Below are 18,477 nucleotides of genomic sequence, written 5' to 3'. Positions count from 1 at the left end.
TTTTTCGTTGGGGCAGTGTCGTGTGTCAGGCTGCTTCGGCGTACAGCTCCGGCAGGGCGAAGCCGGTGTGCAGGTCCACGTCGGGCAGGTCGTAATGTTCATGGCCGCCCAGGCTGCAATACACCAGCCAGTGGTAGTCCTGCACGTTGAAGGAGAGTTCGTCGACCACGGCTTCCACGTCGTCCAGCGAGTCGATCAGGTAGTCGCGATCTAGCGGTTGTGGGTTGAGCATGTCAATTCCTCCGAAGACAGTATTGAGTGCGCTCCCGTACGGCAATCTCGGTGGCGTATCTGAAGAGATTCAAACCCTAGGCCAGGAAGGTGACGGTTTTCAGACAGAATCGGGATAGCACGGTGCGTTCGTCGGAAACGAAACGAATAAAAAGGCGCCTCCAGTACACTGCGCCCGGTATTTCGGGCGAGTCGATCTGCCCGCGTGGTGCGAAACAGGGCGCAGGCGCTGCCTGCAAAGCCCGGAAAACCTGGCGTTGTCCCTTCTCCTGGGGCGTTCCAGCCAGCCTGTACCCCCTGCGATCGACCGGTTTTCCCTCTCCTGGTGCGCCCACTGCGTTTCGTGCACCACTCTGATGTCGAGGTCGCGGATGTCGTTGCAATTCCTGTGGTCCATCGTCCACACCTACCCGTCGCAGGCGCTGAATGGCCTGGCACTGTTTTTCGCCCTGTGCGGCAGCTGGTTGCTGCTGGCCACCCGTGTACGGGAGCAGCGGGCCATGGCGCGGCTGGTGGCCGAGGGCGATGCCCTGGACGCCGAAGCCTGCCTGCTCGAGGAGCCGGTGCAGCGGATCAACCGCTTCTTCTACCGTTTCGGCACCGTGACGCTGGTGTTGGCGTCCCTGCTGTCGTGGGGCAGCACCCAGCTCTGACGCGATTCACCGGCAATAAAAAGGCAGCCCTTGGGCTGCCTTTTTCGTTTCTGCCAGACCTTAGAGCGGCAGGCCGGCCTTGATCCGGTACTGGTTGCGCACCGGGTTGGCGTACTGCAGCACCAGGTAGGGCTGCTGGTCGAGCGGGCAGGCCGCCAGGCGCTTGTCCCATTCGGCTTGGGCCGCCGCGAGCTCCTGGACGGAGAACAGGTCGGAGGCATCGGGCACGTCCAGCGCCGGGTCGCGGCCGCTCCACATCGCGTACGCCAGGTAGTGCACGGGGAACAGGCGGTAGCCGGAGAGGATGCGGCGGTCCATTTCGATGGCCAGTTGCTTGCTGTCGACCAGGTTCTCGGGCTCGCTGACCGGTGTGCCGAAGTGCACGTGCACGCGGCCTTTATAGCCGGTGATGCCCAGGGCGATGCTCTTGTCGTCTTCGCCCGGCGCTTTCTCGTAGCTGCCGGTGGTGGCGCGGATGAACAGCTCGCGGGCCTTGGCCTGGTCGCACGGGTCGTACTCGTAGCTGATCGAGACCGGCGTCAGCTTGAGCGCACCGATGACGTCCGCGAACGGTTCGTCCTTGCGGCTCATGTGGAACATCTTGAGGATCGCCGAATCGGTACGGTCGTCACCGTCCTTGGCCCGGCCCTCGGCCTGGGCGATCCAGATCGATTCGCCGTCGTGGCGGATCGAGTGATTGATGTAGGCGGAGAGCAGTTGATAAGCCGCCAGCTTCTCGCGACGGCCCGAGATCGAGCGGTGCACGATGAAGCTCTTGTTCAGGCGCATCAGGTCGCTGACGAAGGGCTTCTGCAGCAGGTTGTCGCCGATGGCGATGCGCGGCGTCTGCAGGCCGGCGTGGTACACGGCGTAATTGACGAAGGCCGGGTCCATGACGATGTCGCGGTGGTTGGCGAGGAACAGGTGGGCGCTGCCCGACTTGAGCCCCTCGACGCCGGAGTAGGTCACGCCGTCGGTGGCCCGCTCGATGCTGCGGTCCACGTAGGGCTCGATTTTGTCCTGCAGCGCTGAAACCGATGTGATCGAACGGAACTCGAAACGCAGGCGATAGGCTATAAGTGGTTTAAGCAACCAGCCCAGCGAACCGGCCATCTGCGGGAAGCGAAAGCGGGTGAGGATGTCGAGAAAAACCTCGTCGGCCAGCAAGCGCCGCAGAACGGCAGGGACTTCGGCGTCGGCGTAGGGACGGATGGCATCGAATTCGCCCATCATGCTCTCTTGTGTCGGTCAGGGGTGGTCGCCCCGCAGGAAGGGGCCAGCAATAGACCAGCGATTATACCTGCAAGTCACACGGAGGCTTCGATGCTGGAAACACAGGCGTATGAATGTCCGTATTGCGGCGAGCCGGTCGAGGCCGTGCTCGACCTGTCGGCGGGGGATCAGCAGTACATCGAGGATTGCCCGGTGTGCTGCCGGCCGATCGTGTTCGATGTGCAGACCGATGGGGTGCAATGGTCACTGGATGTCCGGGGGGAGAACGAGTGATGCAGCGAATCTACGAACCGCAGGACCTGATGGAGGGCGAGCTGCTGTTGAGCATGCTCGCCAGCGAAGGCATCGATGCGCACCTCACGGGGCGGCACCTGACCGGGGGCATTGGCGAGTTGCCGGTGTGCGGGCTGCTGGGGCTGCTGGTCGATAACCCGCATGCCGAGCGCGCGCAGCAGTTGATCGCCGCGTACAATGCCGCCCAGCCGCTGCCAGGCGACGAGCCGAACCCCATCCAGGGCGTGCTGCTCTGTTGAGGCCGGTCCGGCTCCGCTGTTTTTCCCTCCGTTATCGAGTTGCCCATGTGTGGACGTTACGCCCTGTTCCGCTGGTCGCCGGCCTTTGCCGCCACGCCCGGATTCCCCGCCGACCAGATGCCTCACTGGAACATTTCGCCCAACGCCCAGGTGTTGCTGCTGCGTGAGGTGGATGGCGCGCGCCAGCTGGCCCGGGTGCGCTGGGGGCTGACGCCGCCCTGGCTGACCGACCTGTCGAAAACCCCGGCCCAGGCGCGGGCGGAAACCCTGGCCGACCAGCCGATGTTTCGCGACGCCTTTCGCCTGCGCCGCGGCCTGCTGCCGGCCAATGGTTTCTATGAGTGGCGGGGCGCAGCGCGCAAGCGGCCCTACTGGCTGACCGGCGAGGCGCCGACCCTGTATTTCGCAGCGCTGTGGGAAGCCTATCCGGTGGAGGGGCAGGTCTACCTGAGCACCGCGGTGGTGACCCAGGCCGCCGCCACGCACCGTCGGCCGATGCTGCTGGATGAAGCGGGCCAGGCGGCCTGGCTGAACCCCGAGACGCCGCTCGAGACGCTGCGGGCGCTGCTCGACAGCCCCCAGCCGCCGCTGCGTGAGCGGGTGCTGGCCAACCTGGTCAACGACCCCAAGCTCGACGCCCCCGAGTGCCTGACCCCGGCCTGAGTCGCCGCGTCAGACCTTGAACTGATTGATCAGCCGCCGCTGCTGCTCGGCCAGCTTGGTCAGCTCGGCACTGGCCTGGCTGGCTTCGTCCGCCCCGCCGGCCACCTCGTTGGCGACCTGGCCGATGCTGGTGACGTTGCGGTTGATGTCTTCGGCCACCGCGCTCTGTTCCTCGGCGGCGCTGGCGATCTGGGTGTTCATGTCGTTGATCACCGACACCGCCTGGGTGATGGATTCCAGTGCCCTGGCCGCCTCGCTGGCCTGCCGCACGCTGACGTCGGTCTTCTGCTGACTGTCCTCCATGACCTTCACCACTTCCCGGGTGCCGTGCTGCAGTTGCTGGATCATGCTCTGGATTTCTTCGGTGGCCTGCTGGGTCTTTTGCGCCAGGTTGCGCACCTCGTCGGCCACCACGGCGAAGCCACGGCCCTGTTCGCCGGCGCGGGCCGCTTCGATGGCGGCATTGAGGGCCAGCAGGTTGGTCTGTTCGGCGATACCGCGAATGGCCACCAGGATGGCGTTGATGTTCTCGCTGTCCTTGGCCAGGTTCTGCACCACGCCCACCGCACGGCCGATTTCACCGGCCAGGGCGGTGATGGCGTCGCTGGTGTGCTGGACGATCTGCTTGCCCTGGCTGGCGGCCTGGTCCGCATGGTTGGCCGCTTCCGCGGCGTGGGTCGCGTTGCGCGCGACGTCCTGGGCGGTGGCGGTCATCTGGTGAACCGCGGTGGCCACCAGCTCGATTTCCGCCAGTTGCTTGTGCACGCCCTGGTTGGTGCGGATCGCGATGTCGGCGGTGTGTTCGGAGGAGTCGCTGACTTTCTGCACCGAGCTGACGACCTGGCTGATCATGGCCTGCAGCTTGCCCAGGAAGGTGTTGAAGCCCTTGGCGATCAGCCCCAGCTCATCGGCCCGGTCGGTGTTCAGGCGCCGCGTCAGGTCGCCTTCGCCCTTGGCGATGTCGTCGAGCATGGCCACCATCTGCCGCAGCGGACGGGCAATCCCGTAGCCGACGAACCACACCACCAGCAGGCCGATGGCGGCGATCAGCAGGCCCACCAGGGCCATGCCCAGGGTGTCCGCCTCGCCCTGATCGCGCAGGTCGGCCTGCATGGCGTGCAGGTCGCTCATCACCGTGCTGACCGGCAGCACCAGCATCAGCACCCAGCGCGCGTCGGTGTTGCCGACATTGAAGCTGAGGAACAGCTCGATGTGGTTTTTCGACGGATCGGCCTGCTCGTCGATGTCGTAGGTGGCCTGTCCCGCCGCCAGCGCCTGCAGGTTGGCCACTTCGTTGGCGTCCAGCAGTTCGGTCGCCGGGCTGCCGAGCTTGTCGGGGGCCTGGGTCGAGGCCACCAGCCGGCCGTTGCTGGCGATCAGGGCCAGCTCGCCGGCACCGTCGTAGAGCTGGCGGTCGGCCTCCAGCAGCAGGTCCTGGATGAAGTTCACCGCCAGGTCCGCCCCGGCGATGCCGCGAAATTCGCCATTGACCAGGATCGGCGAGGTGAAGGAGGCGAGCATGGTCATCTTGCCGCCCACGTCATAGGGTGCCGGGTCGATCACGCAGGGCCGTTTGCGCTCTTTCGGGCACAGGTAGTACTCGCCTTCGCGCACGCCGGTGGCGGACAGCTTCTCGCTGTCCAGCGAGCCCAGGGAGTCGATGCCCAGGCTGCCATCCGCGTTGCGGAACCACCAGGGGATGAAGCGGCCGGTGCCGTCGTAGCCGTTGTCCTTGGGGCCGGCATACAGGTCGTCGTTGCCATCGAAGGCATTGGGCTCCCAGCCGATGTAGCTGCCCAGCAGCTTGGGGTTCTGTGCGGTGGTTTCGTGCACCAGGTTGGCCAGCTCTTCGCGGCTGGCGGACAGCATCGGGTTGCCGTTGCTGTCCTGCATGCCCAGCAGGGCGTTGACCCGGGCCAGGTCGGCGGTGACCTGCAGGGGCATCTCCAGTTCGCGCTGGATCTGCAGGACCTGAGCGCGGGCCAGGGCGGTGAGGCGCTGTTCGATGACTTGCTCCAGCAGAGCCTGGGTCCGCTCCTGCACCAGTGCCTGGCTGCGGCCGCTGGCGAACAGCGCATACAGCACCAGAGCGACGACCACGGCGAGCACGCTCGCCCCTGCCAATGCAGCGACGGAAAACTGGATCGACTTGAGTTTCATGGAGACTCCGCGCAACGGTGGGCCTGCTTCCTGGCTATCGGCAGGCCGGGTTGAAAGCATGAGGCGGTGCTGGTGCCGTGTCGCAAATGGGCAACCGGTGTCTGAAAATTCGCTGCCGCCGAGCTGATGTAAGACGCTGGTTGCGCAACCTGCAAGCCTGGTGGTTGCCGGGCTTGAGCCCGCGGCCTAGCATACGGGCCTTATTCACCAGGAGATTCAGCATGAATCGGTCGTTGTCGTTATCCGCGTTGGCCGCGGCTCTGATGCTGGCAGGATGCCAAGCCGTCAATACCACCAGCGGTGGTGCGGTCGGGGTCGAGCGCAAGCAATACATGTTCAGCATGCTGTCGACCCAAGAGGTCAACCAGATGTACGCCCAGTCCTACCAGCAGACCCTGAGCGAAGCCTCGGGCCAGGGCAAACTGGACAAGAACAGCGCCAACGCCAAGCGCCTGCGTGTTATCGCCGATCGTCTGATCAAGCAGGCCCCGCTGTTCCGCCCGGATTCGGCGCAGTGGCAGTGGGAGGTCAACCTGATCGACAGCCCCGAGCTGAACGCCAACTGCGGCCCGGGCGGCAAGATCATTTTCTACAGCGGCATCATCGAAAAGCTCAAGCTGACCGACGACGAGATCGCCGCGATCATGGGCCACGAAATGGCCCACGCCCTGCGCGAACACGGCCGCGAGGCCATGTCCAAGGCCTATGGCGTGCAGGTGGCCAAGCAGGGCGCCGGTGCGTTGTTCGGCCTGGGCGAAGGCACCATGGCCATGGCGGACACCGTGGTGCAGTACAGCCTGACCCTGCCCAACAGCCGCGGCAACGAGAACGAAGCGGACCTGATCGGCCTGGAGCTGGCGGCCCGTGGTGGCTACAACCCCAATGCCGCGGTCAGCCTGTGGCAGAAAATGGCCGCGGCCAGCGAGGGTGCACCGCCGGAGTTCATGAGCACCCACCCGTCGTCGAGCAGCCGCATTGCCTCCTTGCAGGCGGCGATTCCGAAGGTCATGCCGCTGTACGAGCAGGCCAAGGCGTCGCGCTGACGGACCGTGCCCGGCGTTCGTGAGGACGCCGGGTTGCCAGGCAACCTACCAGAGGGATTTGGGGTGAAGATTGCGGTACTCGGGGCCACGGGCCTGCTGGGCCACCACGCGGCCCGTGCCATTCGCGCCGCCGGCCATGAGCTGGTGCTGATTCACCGACCCTCGTCGCGCATCGAGCGCCTGGACTACCTGCAGGGCGAAAGCCGCGCGGCCGAGTTGCTCGACCACGAGGCCCTGACCCGGGCCATGCAGGGGCTCGATGGCGTCATCTTCTGTGCCGGGCATTACCCGACACGCCCCCGGCCCTGGCAGGATGAAGTCGCCACGGCCCTGAACTTCAACAACCATTTCTATGCGGCCTGCCTGGCTGCGGCGGTGCCGCGCATCCTGTATGTCGGCGCCGCCATCGCCTTGCCGCGGCACCCCCAGGGGCTGCCAGGACACGAAGGCCTGTTCTATGAAGGCATGCCGCGCTGGCGCAACCCCTACCTGCTGTGCAAATGGGCGCTGGATGAACAGGCGCGGGAGCAGGCCCGTGCCGGCTTGCCAGTGGTGATCGGCATCCCGGGCATGACCCTGGGTGAATTCGATGCCGGGCCCAGCACCGGCCGGCTGATCACCGCCATCGCCAACGGCAGCATGACCCGTTATGTCCCCGGTAACCGCAATGTGATCGACGCGGCCGAAGCCGGGCGTGGGCTGGTGCTGGCCCTTGAAAAAGGGCGGGTGGGGGAGCGCTATGTGCTGGCGGGCGAGAACATCGCGTTGTCTGACCTGACGGCACGCATTGCCGGGCTGCTGGGCGTACCGGCGCCTCGGCCCGTACCGCTGCTGGCCGCCCGTTGCGTCGCGGCCCTGGGGCGGATGCGCTACGCGCTGACCGGCCAGTTGCCGCTGCTGGATGACACGGCGATCGCGGTGATGGCCGGCGGGCAGTTTCTCGATGGGGCGAAAGCCCAGGCCGAACTGGGTTTCGTTGCGCGGCAGTCACTGGATGACACGCTGGCGCGTACCCTCCAGTGGTTCCGCGAGCAAGGGATGATCGAGCGCTGATCCGCGTTCAGGGCAGCGCTTTTTCGGCGTAGGCGCGGGTTTCCAGGCCGAGCTGCGCGCGGAAGCTCTCCATGTCGAACATGGTGCAGATTTCCTGGATCTCGTTGCTGTGATTCAGCGTCCAGAACGCCATGGCCGAGATGCTCAGCACCTTGTCGCTTGGCAGATAACCCAGGGCGGGGCGCTGGATGGTTCCCATCAGCGTGCACCAGGTCACCACCTTGTTGTCCTCGGCGATGCATTCCTCCACCAGGACTTCCAGGTCCGGCATCGCGTGGCGGATTTCCTGGACCATCTGGGCGAAAGCCTGACCGTTGAGCGGTCGCCCCAGGAAGGAACTCTTGTAGAGGAAATCCTTGCTGTGCGACTGCTCGGCCAGGGCCAGGCAGCCCCGGTTCCAGGACAGGTCGATATGCTGGCGAACCACCTTTTTCCGCTCGTCCAACGACATGGTGCTCTCCGTGGCTGTCGTAGTGAATGCGCAAGTTCTTGCTCAATCTAGCGAGGGGAGGGCGCGCGAAGCATTGGCCGAAACGCCAGTCGACTGACGTCAATGGGGTGTCAGGGGGCGGTGCTCAGCATGATCGCCTGATAACCCGCGTACACCGCCAGGGCGGCGAAGGCGCAGGCGGCCAGGCGCCGGATCAGGGTCAGGGGCAGACGCTCGGCGGCGAAGTTGCCGGCCAGCACCACCGGTACGTTGGCGAGCAGCATGCCCAGGGTGGTGCCGATGACCACCAGCACGAAGTGCGGATACTGGGCGGCGAGCATGACGGTGGCGACCTGGGTCTTGTCGCCCATTTCGGCCAGGAAGAAAGCGATCAGCGTGGTGAGGAACGGGCCGTATTTCTTCAGGCCGGACTCCTCGTCTTCATCGAGCTTGTCGGGAACCAGTGTCCACAGGGCCACGGCAACGAAACTGGCGGCGAGAATCCAGCTCAGCGTGGCCGGGGAGAAGAAGCCGGCGACCCAGTTGCCGATGGCCCCTGCTGCGAAATGGTTGGCCAGGGTCGCCACGACGATGCCCCAGATGATCGGCCACGGCTTGCGGAAACGGGCGGCCAGCAGCAGGGCGAGCAGCTGCGTCTTGTCACCGATTTCGGCCAAGGCAACGATCAGGGTAGGTACCAGCAGGGATTCGAACATCAGGCTTCCTAAAGGGGGCGGGTCGACACGGCTATGACACGTACAGCCTTCCCGCCCCGGGTAAGGTGTGCGTGTCATAGGTCTTGTCAAACCGCAGGCCCCTCTGTGTGGGCCTTGGGTCGCACGCGCCATGCTCTGCGGAGCAAGTGTGTTGACGCGTACCGGGCGAGCAGGGCGCTCGCGGGAGACTACTCCCCTAGGACGGGCGCCATTTTGCCCAAGGCCCGGGAATTGGGCAAGCCCGTTTCAGCGCTTGTCCGCCCGGTAGATGCGAAAACCGCGGGCATCGGCCAGGGTCTGGCAGGGGCCGAGGTGCTGCTCGATCAGCGGCGGGTACTTGAGGAAGCTGTTGGCCACCAGGCGCAATTGCCCCTTGGGTGCAAGGTGGCGGCCGGCCTCGCGCAACAGGTGTTCGGTGGCCTGGTAATGGGTGTGCACGCCCTGATGGAAGGGGGGGTTGCTGAGGATCACGCTCAGTTCGTGGGGTGCATGGTCGATGCCGTCACCGGCGATCACGTCGCCTTCCAGCGCGTTCGCTGCGAGGGTCAGACGGCTGCTGGCCACGGCGAAGGCATCGACGTCGAGCAGGGTGATCCGGCTGTCGGGGTAACGGCGTTTGAGCGTGGCGCCCAGGACACCGGCTCCGCAGCCGAAGTCCAGCATGTGGCCGTTCGGCAGGGCCTCCAGGTGCTCCAGCAGCAGCGCGCTGCCCACGTCCAGACGGCCGTGGCTGAACACGCCCGGCAGGCTGACCATGGTCAGCGGGCCGTCGGGCAGTTGCAGTGCATAGCGCTGGGCCAGGGCCTCCAGGTCCGGCGTGGCAGGTGCCTCGTCCACCCGTACCTGCCAGAGCTGGCAGTGGCGCGCGCTGTCGAGCTTGCGCGGCTTGCCAAAGGCGGCCAGTTGCTTGGCAGCCCGCTCCACCCCGGCGCGTTTCTCACCGACCAGGAACAGCTCGCGCCCGGCCAGTTGCGCGGCCAGGGCGTTGAGCAGGTACTCGGTCAATTCGCGGGATTTGGGCAGGAACAGCACGGCGGCGTCGAATCCGCCGGTGGGCGGGCTGACGCCGAAATGGCTGCGCCCGGCGAAGCGGGCCTCGAGGGTCGCCTGGTCGCCGGCGTGCCAGGTCCAGCCCCGGGCGTCGGGCAACTGGCCGAGCAGGTCATCGGCCGGCAGGCCGGCGATCAGCAGCGGGCCGCCGAACAGCTCGGCCTGGCGCAGCAGCACTTCGCTTCGCGGGTCCATGGATGCTCCTCAAAAAAGCCGCGCAGCTTAGCTGACTACGCGACGCGGCGCACCGCCGAAGAACGCCTGGGCGTTCTCCTGGACCTGGGTGACGATACGCTGCCGGGCCTCGCGGCTGCCCCAGGCGCTGTGGGGGGTGATGATCAGGCGCGGGATATCGCCGGCCAGCAACAGGTTGCCGTCCCGCGGAGGTTCCTGGGTCAGCACATCCGTGGCGGCGCCGCCCAGGTGGCCGCGGCGCAGGGCGTCGGCCAGGGCCGCTTCGTTGACCAGCCCGCCGCGGGCGGTGTTGATCAGGAAGGCCGTGGGCTTCATCAGGTTCAATTCGCGTTCGCCGATCAGGTTCAGGGTGTCGGCATTCAGCGGGCAGTGCAGGGTCAGGGCATCGACCTGCGGCAGCAGTTCATCCAACGGGATACGGTCGGCGCGTGGAGGGCGGCCCGGCAGTTGGCCGAGCAGCACGCGCATGCCGAAGGCTTCGGCCAGGCGACCGACTGCGCTGCCCAGTTCGCCATGACCAAGCAGGCCGAGGGTCTTGCCCTCCAGTTCGACGATGGGGAAATCCAGCAGGCAGAACTGCTGGGCCTTTTCCCAGGCGCCTCCCCGGATCGCCTGTTGGTAATCCGGCAGGCGGGTGGCCAGGGCCAATAGCAGCATCAGGGTGTGCTGGGACACCGACGGGGTGCCGTAGCCCTGGCAGTTGCAGACGGTCACCCCGTGTTCGCGGGCGGCCGCCAGGTCGATGTTGTTGGTGCCGGTGGCGGTGACCAGCACCAGCTTGAGGTCCGGGCAGGCGGCGAAGGTCTTGGCATCGATGGTCACCTTGTTGCTGATGGCCACCTGGGCACCCTGCAGGCGTTCGGCCACCTGCTCCGGTGCCGTGTGCCCGTGCAGTTCGAGGTGGTCGAAGCACTGGGCCAGCGGTGTCAGGTCCAGGTCCCCGAGGTCGAGGGAACTGTGGTCGAGAAAGACTGCGCGGCTCGTATTGCTCATCAGCTGTACCTTTAATTCCAGGGCGTTGAGGGCGTAATGTGGCGAGCCTAACAGACCTCATTCGCCGATGCGGAGCCCCTATGTACTGGACCGAGTTTTTTACCGTGGCCCTTATCCACCTGCTGGCGGTCGCCAGCCCGGGGCCGGACTTCGCCGTCGTGGTGCGCGAGAGCGTGGCCCACGGGCGTCGCATTGGGGTGTTCACGGCGCTGGGTGTGGGGTCGGCGATCTTCCTGCACGTCGCCTATTCGCTGATGGGTATCGGCCTGATCGTGTCGCAGTCGGTCATGCTGTTCAATGCGCTGAAATGGCTGGCCGCCGCCTACCTGTTCTACATCGGGATCAAGGCCCTGCGCGCCCGGCCGGCCGACCCGGCCAGCGCCGAGCCCGGCCGTGTGATCGACGAGCGCTCCGTCCGCGGGGCGTTCATGGCCGGCTTCGTGACCAATGGCCTGAACCCCAAGGCCACGCTGTTCTTCCTGTCGTTGTTCACCGTGGTGATCAACCCCCACACCCCGTTGGCCGTCCAGGCCAGCTATGGCGTCTACCTCGCCGTGGCCACGGCCCTGTGGTTCTGCCTGGTGGCGATGCTGTTCAGCCAGCAACGCGTACGCGCCGGCTTCGCCCGGCTCGGCCACTGGTTCGACCGCCTGATGGGCGTGGTGCTGGTGGGGCTGGGCATCAAGCTGGCGTTCACCGAACTGCGGTAAGGCATTCTTGTAGGAGCGGGCTTGCCCGCGAGCTTGTCGGCTTTAGCCTCGTGGTGATCTGAAAGTAGAGCGAAGAGCTCGCGGGCAATCGGATTGCCACCCAGCCGCTCCTACAGGGGGCAGTGGGGTTCCAAGCAGCCAAGAAAAAGCCCCGCGCTGGCGGGGCTTTTTTCATTTCAGGCTGACGGTTACAGCAGCTCGACCGCCACCGCCGTGGCTTCGCCGCCACCAATGCACAGGGAGGCCACGCCGCGCTTGCCGCCGGTGTTCTTCAGGGCATTGATCAGCGTGAGGATGATCCGCGAGCCGGTCGAGCCCACCGGGTGGCCCTGGGCGCAGGCGCCGCCGTAGACGTTGACCTTGGCGTGGTCGAGGCCGTGTTCGCGCATGGCGAGCATGGTGACCATGGCGAAGGCTTCATTGATCTCGAACAGGTCGACCTCGTCCTTGCTCCAGCCGGTCTTCTTGAACAGGTTGCTCATAGCGCCGATCGGAGCGATGGTGAATTCGCTCGGGTCCTGGCTTTGGGTGGCGTGGCCGACGATCTTCGCCAGTGGCTTGAGGCCGCGGCGGGCGGCTTCTTCGGCGGTCATCAGCACCAGCGCCGAGGCACCGTCGGAGATCGAGCTGGCGTTGGCGGCGGTGATGCTGCCGTCCTTGCGGAACGCCGGTTTCAGGCCGGGAATCTTTTCCAGGTTGGCGGTCAGCGGCTGCTCGTCGTCCTTCACCAGCACCTCACCCTTGCGCGTGGTGACGGTGACCGGAACGATCTCGGCGGCGAGCGAGCCGTCGGCGATGGCGGCCTGGGCGCGTTTCAACGACTCGATGGCGTAGGCGTCCATCTGTTCCCGGGTAATGCCGTATTTATCGGCGGTTTCCTGGGCGAAGGAGCCCATCAGGCGGCCAGTGCGTGCGTCTTCCAGGCCGTCGAGGAACATGTGGTCCTTGATCTCGCCGTGGCCCATGCGCAGGCCGGTGCGGGCCTTCTCGATCACGTAGGGCGCGTTGGACATGCTTTCCATGCCGCCAGCGACCATCACCTGGTTGGTGCCGGCCTTGAGCAGGTCGTGGGCCAGCATCACCGCTTTCATGCCGGAGCCGCACAGCTTGTTGATGGTGGTGCAGCCGGTGGCGCTGGGCAGGCCGGCGTTCAGCGAGGCCTGGCGGGCCGGGCCCTGCTTGAGGCCGGCGGGCAGCACGCAGCCCATGATCACTTCCTGGACATCGGCGGCCTGGATGCCGGCACGGGCGACGGCTTCGCGGATGGCGGCTGCGCCCAGGTCCACGGCCGGCACGCTCGACAGGTTGCCCTGGAAGCCGCCCATGGGCGTACGGGCGCCGCTGACGATGACGATATCGGACATTGCAGTTACCTCTATACGTAAGTGGTCTGGCCGTGACGGATTGCGACCGCACGTTTGCTCGATTCTATCGTGTGACTGAAAGTGGCCATAGAGTCACGTTTCAAATCATTCTTTTGACTGATTTTGCCCCGTGGCAACCGCTCTAGAGTGCATCTCATCGGAAAACCACCCCAGGTAACTGCCATGCTGCCAACCCGCATCATTCCCCCTGCACCCAATGCTCACCCCTACCCGTTGCTGATCAAGCGGCTGCTGCTGTCCGGGGGGCGCTACGAGAAAACCCGGGAAATCGTCTACCGGGACCGCGTGCGTTACAGCTACGCCATCTTCAACGAGCGGGTGGCCCGCTTGGCCAACGTGCTGTCCAGTGCCGGGGTCAAGGCCGGTGACACCGTCGCGGTCATGGACTGGGACAGCCACCGTTACCTGGAGTGCATGTTCGCCATCCCCATGCTGGGCGCCGTGCTGCACACCATCAATATCCGCCTGTCGCCGGACCAGATTCTCTACACCATGAACCACGCGGAGGATAAGTTCGTCCTGGTCAACGCCGAGTTCGTGCCGCTGTACAAGGGGATCGCCGGCCAACTGACCACGGTCGAGAAAACCCTGCTGCTCACCGATGGCGACGAGACCCAGGCCGACCTGCCGGGCCTGGTGGGCGAGTACGAGCACCTGCTGGCGGCGGCTTCGCCCAGCTACGACTTCGCCGACTTCGACGAGAACTCGGTGGCCACCACCTTCTACACCACCGGCACCACCGGCAACCCCAAGGGCGTGTACTTCACCCACCGGCAGCTGGTGCTGCACACCCTGTCGATGGCCAGCACCCTGGGCAGCCTGGACAGCATCCGCCTGATGGGTACCGATGACGTCTACATGCCGATCACCCCGATGTTCCACGTGCACGCCTGGGGCGTGCCGTACGTGGCGACCATGCTGGGGGTCAAACAGGTCTATCCGGGGCGTTACGAGCCGGACATGCTGTGCCACCTGATCAAGTCGGAGAAGGTCACGTTCTCCCACTGCGTGCCGACCATCCTGCAGATGCTGCTGGGCGCGCCGAATGCCCAGGGGCACGATTTCGGCGGGATGAAAATGATCATCGGCGGCAGCGCGCTCAACCGGGCGCTGTACGACGCGGCCAAGGCCCGCGGCATCCAGCTGACCGCCGCCTACGGCATGTCCGAGACCTGCCCGCTGATCTCCTGCGCCTACCTCAACGAAGAGTTGCGCGAGGGCAGCGAAGACGAGCGCATCACTTACCGCATCAAGGCCGGCGTTCCGGTACCGCTGGTCGAGGCGGCGATCATGTCCGCCGACGGTGCGCTGCTGCCGGCCGACGGCGAGGCCCAGGGCGAGCTGGTGCTGCGCTCACCCTGGCTCACCCAGGGCTATTTCCGCGAGCCGGAGAAGGGCGAGGAGCTCTGGGAGCATGGCTGGCTGCACACCGGCGACGTCGCCACGATCGACGGCATGGGCTTCATCGAGATCCGCGACCGCATCAAGGACGTGATCAAGACCGGCGGCGAATGGATTTCCTCCCTGGAGCTGGAGGACCTGATCAGCCGTCACCCGGCGGTGCGCGAAGTGGCGGTGGTCGGGGTGCCCGATCCGCAGTGGGGCGAGCGGCCGTTCGCCCTGCTGGTGGCGCGCGAAGGGCAGGCGCTGGACGCCAAGGGACTCAAGGAACACCTCAAGCCATTCGTGGAGCAGGGGCACATCAACAAGTGGGCCATCCCCACGCAGATCGCCCTTGTTACTGAAATTCCCAAGACCAGTGTCGGCAAGCTCGATAAGAAACGCATCCGCGTGGATATCGCCCAATGGCAGGCCGCAGGCAGCACATTTTTGTCCACGGTCTGAGGCCCGGAAATGGAGTGCCGGCGGTGTGACTGATCAGTCAAACAAGCGTTTGGCTTGCTAATTGCTGTTTTCGAGCCATTCTTGGCTTGTCGCGGAATTGACTAGTCCGCCGAAACCAGCGAGCCAGAGTGCCTGGGGCTGCAAATCACACTTTCGAGGGATCAAGCAGAATCACCCGCTGGCTATAGTCCGAACCATCCATAACAAAAAAAGTACATGGAGTAGCGTCGATGACAACAATTACAAAACCGTTCTGGCGCCTGGCAAAACTGCCGCTGGCCGTCAGCCTCGCATCTACCCTCGCCGCCCCAGCATTCGGCGTTACTTTCAACATCGGTGAAATCGAAGGCCAGTTCGACTCCTCGCTGTCCGTGGGGGCAAGCTGGTCGGTGCGCGACGCTGACAGGGATCTGATCGGTGTTAACAATGGCGGGCAAGGCCTGTCGCAGACCACTGATGATGGCCGCTTGAATTTCAAGAAGGGTGAAACCTTCTCGAAGATCTTCAAGGGCATCCATGACCTGGAATTGAAGTATGGCGACACGGGTGTTTTCGTCCGTGGCAAGTACTGGTACGACTTCGAACTGAAGGATGAAAGCCGTCAGTTCAAGGACATCGACGACCATAACCGTAAAGAAGGCGCCCAGGCATCCGGCGGGGAAATCCTCGACGCCTTCGTTTATCACAACTACGCCATTGGCAATCAGCCAGGCAGCGTTCGTCTGGGCAAGCAGGTTGTGAGCTGGGGTGAAAGTACCTTCATCCTGAACAGCATCAACTCGATCAACCCGCTCGATGTCGCGGCCTTCCGCCGTCCTGGCGCGGAAATCAAAGAAGGCCTGATTCCGGTCAACATGTTCTTCGTGTCCCAGAGCCTGACTGACAACCTCTCGATGGAGGCGTTTTATCAGTTGGAGTGGGACCAGACCGTTATTGATAACTGCGGCACTTTCTTCTCGCAGGCAGATGTGGCGGCCGACGGTTGTGATGATGGCCTGCGGTTGTTGACTAACAACCCGACTAGCCAGGCAACCGTCAACGGCATTATTAACGGGCTCAATGGCACTGGCCTCTTTGGCACCATCGGCAATATCGATGGCAATTCCGAAGGTGTGTTGGTGAAGCGCGCCGGTGACCGTGATGCACGCGACAGCGGGCAGTGGGGGCTGGCCTTCCGTTACTTCGCCGAGCCGCTCGATACCGAGTTCGGCTTCTATGCGATGAACTACCACAGCCGTACCCCGTTCCTGAGCGCCACTGCTCCGGGAGCGAACGTATATGCGGCGGCCAACCAGGTGTATAACCCGGCGGCCCCTCTGGCAACTGGCCCGGCTGCTGCGCTGATTCTGGCGGGTAACTCCTCCTATTTCATGGAGTATCCAGAAGATATTCGTCTTTACGGCATGAGCTTCTCCACGACCTTGCCCACAGGCTCCGCCTGGAGCGGTGAACTGAGCTATCGTCCCAATGCGCCGGTTGCTTACAACACCACCGATATCCTGTTCTCAGCAGTCACTCCCTTGGAGGGCGGCACCAGCTTCTTCAGTGGCGCGTCTCCGCTGTCCGCGACGCCAGGACAAGACCTGCATGGTTACAGCCGTAAGGAAATCACCCAGTTCCAGACCACGCTTACTCACTTCTTTGATCAGGTCATGGGTGCAAGCCGTCTGACCTTGGTGGGTGAGGTTGCTGTTGTTCACGTCGGTGGCCTGGAGAATACGAGCAACGGTCGCTATGGTCGTGATCCGGTATTTGGTCCTGGGCAGTTGCCGAATGTCACTGCTCCTGGGTTCCCTGCGGGTACCGCTACTTGCGGCCTGTTGAATGACCTGACCGTTAACGGGTCCACCAGCCCTGATGCTGCTAACGCCCGTAAGCACTGTAATGACGACGGCTTCGTGACCTCCACCTCCTGGGGCTACCGCGCTCGCGCCATCTGGGACTACCCGGACGTGTTCGCCGGTGTGAACCTGCGCCCGAGCGTGTCTTGGTCGCATGACGTGGACGGTTATGGTCCGAACGGTCTGTTCAACGAAGGTAACAAGGCCGTCAGCCTGGGCCTGAACGCCGAGTACCAGAACACCTACACCGCGGACCTGTCGTACACCGACTTCTTTGGTGGCAAGTACAACACCTCCATTGACCGCGACTTCGTGGCTCTCAGCTTCGGCATGAACTTCTAAGCGGCCAGGAAATTTGAGGAAGACTCTACTTATGAAAACAACAAAAAGTCTGTTGCAAACCGGTGTCCTGACCCTGTCGCTGATGGCGTGCAGCGTCATGGCGGCGGTGTCGTCCGAAGAGGCGGCCAAGCTGGGCACCACCCTGACGCCGCTGGGCGCTGAAATGGCTGGCAATGCCGATGGCTCGATCCCGGCCTGGACCGGTGGTCTGCCGACCAACGCCGGTACCGTGGATTCGGCGGGCTTCCTGTCCGATCCGTTCCCCAACGAGCAGCCGCTGTTCACCATCACCGCGCAGAACGCCGAGCAGTACAAGGACAAGCTGACCCCGGGCCAGCTGGCGATGTTCAAGCGTTATCCGGACAGCTACAAGATGCCGGTGTTCACCACCCACCGTTCGGCCAACGTGCCGGATTCGATCATCGCCGCGACCAAGAACAACGCGGTGAACACCAAGCTGGTGGAGGGGGGGAACGGCCTGGAAAACTTCGACCAGGCCAACCCGTTCCCGATTCCGAAGGACGGTCTGGAAGCGATCTGGAACCACATCACCCGCTACCGCGGTGGCAGCGTGAAGCGCCTGGTGACCCAGGCCACCCCGCAGCCGAACGGCTCCTACAGCCTGGTGTACTTCCAGGACGAGTTCACCTTCCGCGGTGCGCTCAAGGATGCCGACACCAGCAAGCCGAGCAACGTGCTGTTCTACTTCAAGCAGCGGGTAACCGCACCGTCGCGCCTGGCCGGTAACGTGCTGCTGGTGCACGAGACCCTCAACCAGGTGAAGGAGCCGCGTCTGGCGTGGCTGTACAACGCCGGTCAGCGTCGCGTACGCCGCGCCCCGCAGGTGTCCTACGACGGTCCGGGTACCGCAGCCGACGGCCTGCGCACCTCGGATAACTTCGACATGTACAACGGTGCTCCGGATCGCTACGAGTGGAAGCTCAACGGCAAGAAGGAAATCTACATCCCGTACAACAGCTACCGCCTGGACTCGCCGAAGCTCAAGTACAGCGACATCATCAAGGCCGGTCACATCAACCAGGACCTGACCCGTTACGAGCTGCACCGCGTCTGGCACGTGACCGCGACCCTGAAGTCCGGCGAGCGTCACATCTATGCCAAGCGTGACTTCTTCATCGACGAGGACACCTGGCAAGCCGCTGCCATCGACCACTACGACGGTCGCGGTACCCTGTGGCGCGTCGCCGAGGCCCATGCCCAGCACTACTACGACAAGAAAGTGCCGTGGTACAGCGTAGAGACCCTGTACGACCTGCTGTCCGGTCGCTACCTGGCCCTGGGTATGAAGAACGAAGAGAAGAGTGCCTACGAGTTCGACTACCCGGCACGCGAAAGCGACTACACCCCGGCCGCGCTGCGCCAGGCGGGTGTTCGCTAATC

The 18,477-nt window shown here is 64.4% G+C and carries 18 protein-coding genes; 10 read left to right on the top strand and 8 right to left on the bottom strand.

Features of this window, described 5'->3' with window-relative positions:
- Window positions 1–25: 25 nt before the first annotated feature.
- Window positions 26–232, bottom strand: a complete 207-nt coding sequence (locus tag N5C28_RS04205; protein WP_279820513.1) for a hypothetical protein — start codon at window positions 230–232, stop codon at window positions 26–28.
- 370 nt (window positions 233–602) lie between these two features.
- On the opposite strand from N5C28_RS04205, the gene N5C28_RS04200 reads away from it, so the two are divergent.
- A complete protein-coding gene (locus N5C28_RS04200) occupies window positions 603–884 on the top strand; it encodes a hypothetical protein (RefSeq protein ID WP_279820511.1) in 282 nt (93 codons plus the stop codon).
- Window positions 885–944: 60 nt separating this feature from the next.
- Here the strand turns inward: N5C28_RS04200 and N5C28_RS04195 are convergent, their stop codons facing one another.
- Entirely contained in the window at window positions 945–2,114 is a 1,170-nt protein-coding gene (locus N5C28_RS04195) for a 1-acyl-sn-glycerol-3-phosphate acyltransferase (RefSeq protein ID WP_279820509.1), read from the bottom strand.
- 93 nt (window positions 2,115–2,207) lie between these two features.
- On the opposite strand from N5C28_RS04195, the gene N5C28_RS04190 reads away from it, so the two are divergent.
- The 3 genes from N5C28_RS04190 to N5C28_RS04180 are packed head-to-tail and all read left to right on the top strand — an operon-like array spanning window position 2,208 to window position 3,313.
- Complete coding sequence (locus N5C28_RS04190) at window positions 2,208–2,390, top strand: CPXCG motif-containing cysteine-rich protein (RefSeq protein ID WP_279820507.1); 183 nt, start codon at window positions 2,208–2,210, stop codon at window positions 2,388–2,390.
- A complete protein-coding gene (locus N5C28_RS04185; protein ID WP_279820505.1) occupies window positions 2,390–2,650 on the top strand; it encodes a DUF2007 domain-containing protein in 261 nt (86 codons plus the stop codon). The genes N5C28_RS04190 and N5C28_RS04185 overlap by 1 nt, the downstream gene beginning before the upstream one ends.
- 45 nt (window positions 2,651–2,695) lie before the next feature.
- A complete protein-coding gene (locus N5C28_RS04180) occupies window positions 2,696–3,313 on the top strand; it encodes an SOS response-associated peptidase (RefSeq protein ID WP_279820503.1) in 618 nt (205 codons plus the stop codon).
- A 9-nt stretch (window positions 3,314–3,322) separates the two neighbouring features.
- Here N5C28_RS04180 and N5C28_RS04175 read toward each other — a convergent pair whose 3' ends face one another.
- Window positions 3,323–5,473 carry a methyl-accepting chemotaxis protein gene (locus tag N5C28_RS04175; protein ID WP_279820502.1) on the bottom strand — a complete coding sequence of 717 codons (2,151 nt, stop codon included), beginning with the start codon at window positions 5,471–5,473 and terminating at the stop codon, window positions 3,323–3,325.
- A gap of 221 nt (window positions 5,474–5,694) precedes the next feature.
- On the opposite strand from N5C28_RS04175, the gene N5C28_RS04170 reads away from it, so the two are divergent.
- Together N5C28_RS04170 and N5C28_RS04165 are read left to right on the top strand one after the other, a co-directional pair.
- Window positions 5,695–6,516 carry a M48 family metallopeptidase gene (locus N5C28_RS04170; RefSeq protein WP_279820500.1) on the top strand — a complete coding sequence of 274 codons (822 nt, stop codon included), beginning with the start codon at window positions 5,695–5,697 and terminating at the stop codon, window positions 6,514–6,516.
- A 63-nt stretch (window positions 6,517–6,579) separates the two neighbouring features.
- Window positions 6,580–7,569, top strand: a complete 990-nt coding sequence (locus N5C28_RS04165) for an NAD-dependent epimerase/dehydratase family protein (RefSeq protein ID WP_279820499.1) — start codon at window positions 6,580–6,582, stop codon at window positions 7,567–7,569.
- A 7-nt stretch (window positions 7,570–7,576) separates the two neighbouring features.
- Here the strand turns inward: N5C28_RS04165 and N5C28_RS04160 are convergent, their stop codons facing one another.
- The 4 genes from N5C28_RS04160 to N5C28_RS04145 all read right to left on the bottom strand — a co-directional run bounded on the left by N5C28_RS04160 (window position 7,577) and on the right by N5C28_RS04145 (window position 10,953).
- Window positions 7,577–8,020 carry a ketosteroid isomerase-related protein gene (locus N5C28_RS04160; protein WP_279820498.1) on the bottom strand — a complete coding sequence of 148 codons (444 nt, stop codon included), beginning with the start codon at window positions 8,018–8,020 and terminating at the stop codon, window positions 7,577–7,579.
- 110 nt (window positions 8,021–8,130) lie between these two features.
- Window positions 8,131–8,715, bottom strand: coding sequence for a TMEM165/GDT1 family protein (locus N5C28_RS04155; protein WP_279820496.1), 585 nt, complete (start codon window positions 8,713–8,715; stop codon window positions 8,131–8,133).
- 246 nt (window positions 8,716–8,961) lie between these two features.
- Window positions 8,962–9,960: a class I SAM-dependent methyltransferase gene (locus N5C28_RS04150; protein ID WP_279820494.1), complete on the bottom strand. Its 999-nt coding sequence runs from the start codon at window positions 9,958–9,960 to the stop codon at window positions 8,962–8,964.
- A gap of 27 nt (window positions 9,961–9,987) precedes the next feature.
- Window positions 9,988–10,953, bottom strand: coding sequence for a 2-hydroxyacid dehydrogenase (locus N5C28_RS04145; protein WP_279820492.1), 966 nt, complete (start codon window positions 10,951–10,953; stop codon window positions 9,988–9,990).
- Window positions 10,954–11,033: 80 nt separating this feature from the next.
- Here N5C28_RS04145 and N5C28_RS04140 point away from each other — a divergent pair, with 80 nt between their 5' ends.
- Window positions 11,034–11,663, top strand: coding sequence for a LysE family transporter (locus N5C28_RS04140; protein WP_279820491.1), 630 nt, complete (start codon window positions 11,034–11,036; stop codon window positions 11,661–11,663).
- A gap of 188 nt (window positions 11,664–11,851) precedes the next feature.
- On the opposite strand, the gene N5C28_RS04135 is transcribed toward N5C28_RS04140, so the two are convergent.
- The gene (locus N5C28_RS04135; protein ID WP_279820490.1) at window positions 11,852–13,027 is read right to left on the bottom strand and encodes an acetyl-CoA C-acyltransferase; all 1,176 of its coding nucleotides are present in this window, start codon (window positions 13,025–13,027) and stop codon (window positions 11,852–11,854) included.
- Between the two features lie 183 nt (window positions 13,028–13,210).
- Here N5C28_RS04135 and N5C28_RS04130 point away from each other — a divergent pair, with 183 nt between their 5' ends.
- The 3 genes from N5C28_RS04130 to N5C28_RS04120 all read left to right on the top strand — a co-directional run bounded on the left by N5C28_RS04130 (window position 13,211) and on the right by N5C28_RS04120 (window position 18,475).
- Window positions 13,211–14,893: a fatty acid--CoA ligase gene (locus tag N5C28_RS04130; protein WP_279820489.1), complete on the top strand. Its 1,683-nt coding sequence runs from the start codon at window positions 13,211–13,213 to the stop codon at window positions 14,891–14,893.
- Between the two features lie 230 nt (window positions 14,894–15,123).
- The gene (locus N5C28_RS04125) at window positions 15,124–17,076 is read left to right on the top strand and encodes a DUF1302 domain-containing protein (RefSeq protein ID WP_279820487.1); all 1,953 of its coding nucleotides are present in this window, start codon (window positions 15,124–15,126) and stop codon (window positions 17,074–17,076) included.
- Window positions 17,077–17,107: 31 nt separating this feature from the next.
- Entirely contained in the window at window positions 17,108–18,475 is a 1,368-nt protein-coding gene (locus tag N5C28_RS04120) for a DUF1329 domain-containing protein (protein ID WP_279820485.1), read from the top strand.
- Window positions 18,476–18,477 lie beyond the last annotated feature (2 nt).

The sequence above is a fragment of the Pseudomonas sp. GD03944 genome (assembly GCF_029839275.1).
GTDB lineage: Bacteria > Pseudomonadota > Gammaproteobacteria > Pseudomonadales > Pseudomonadaceae > Aquipseudomonas.
Note: the sequence above shows the minus strand (reverse complement) of the source record. Positions and strands in the feature narration are given on the sequence as shown.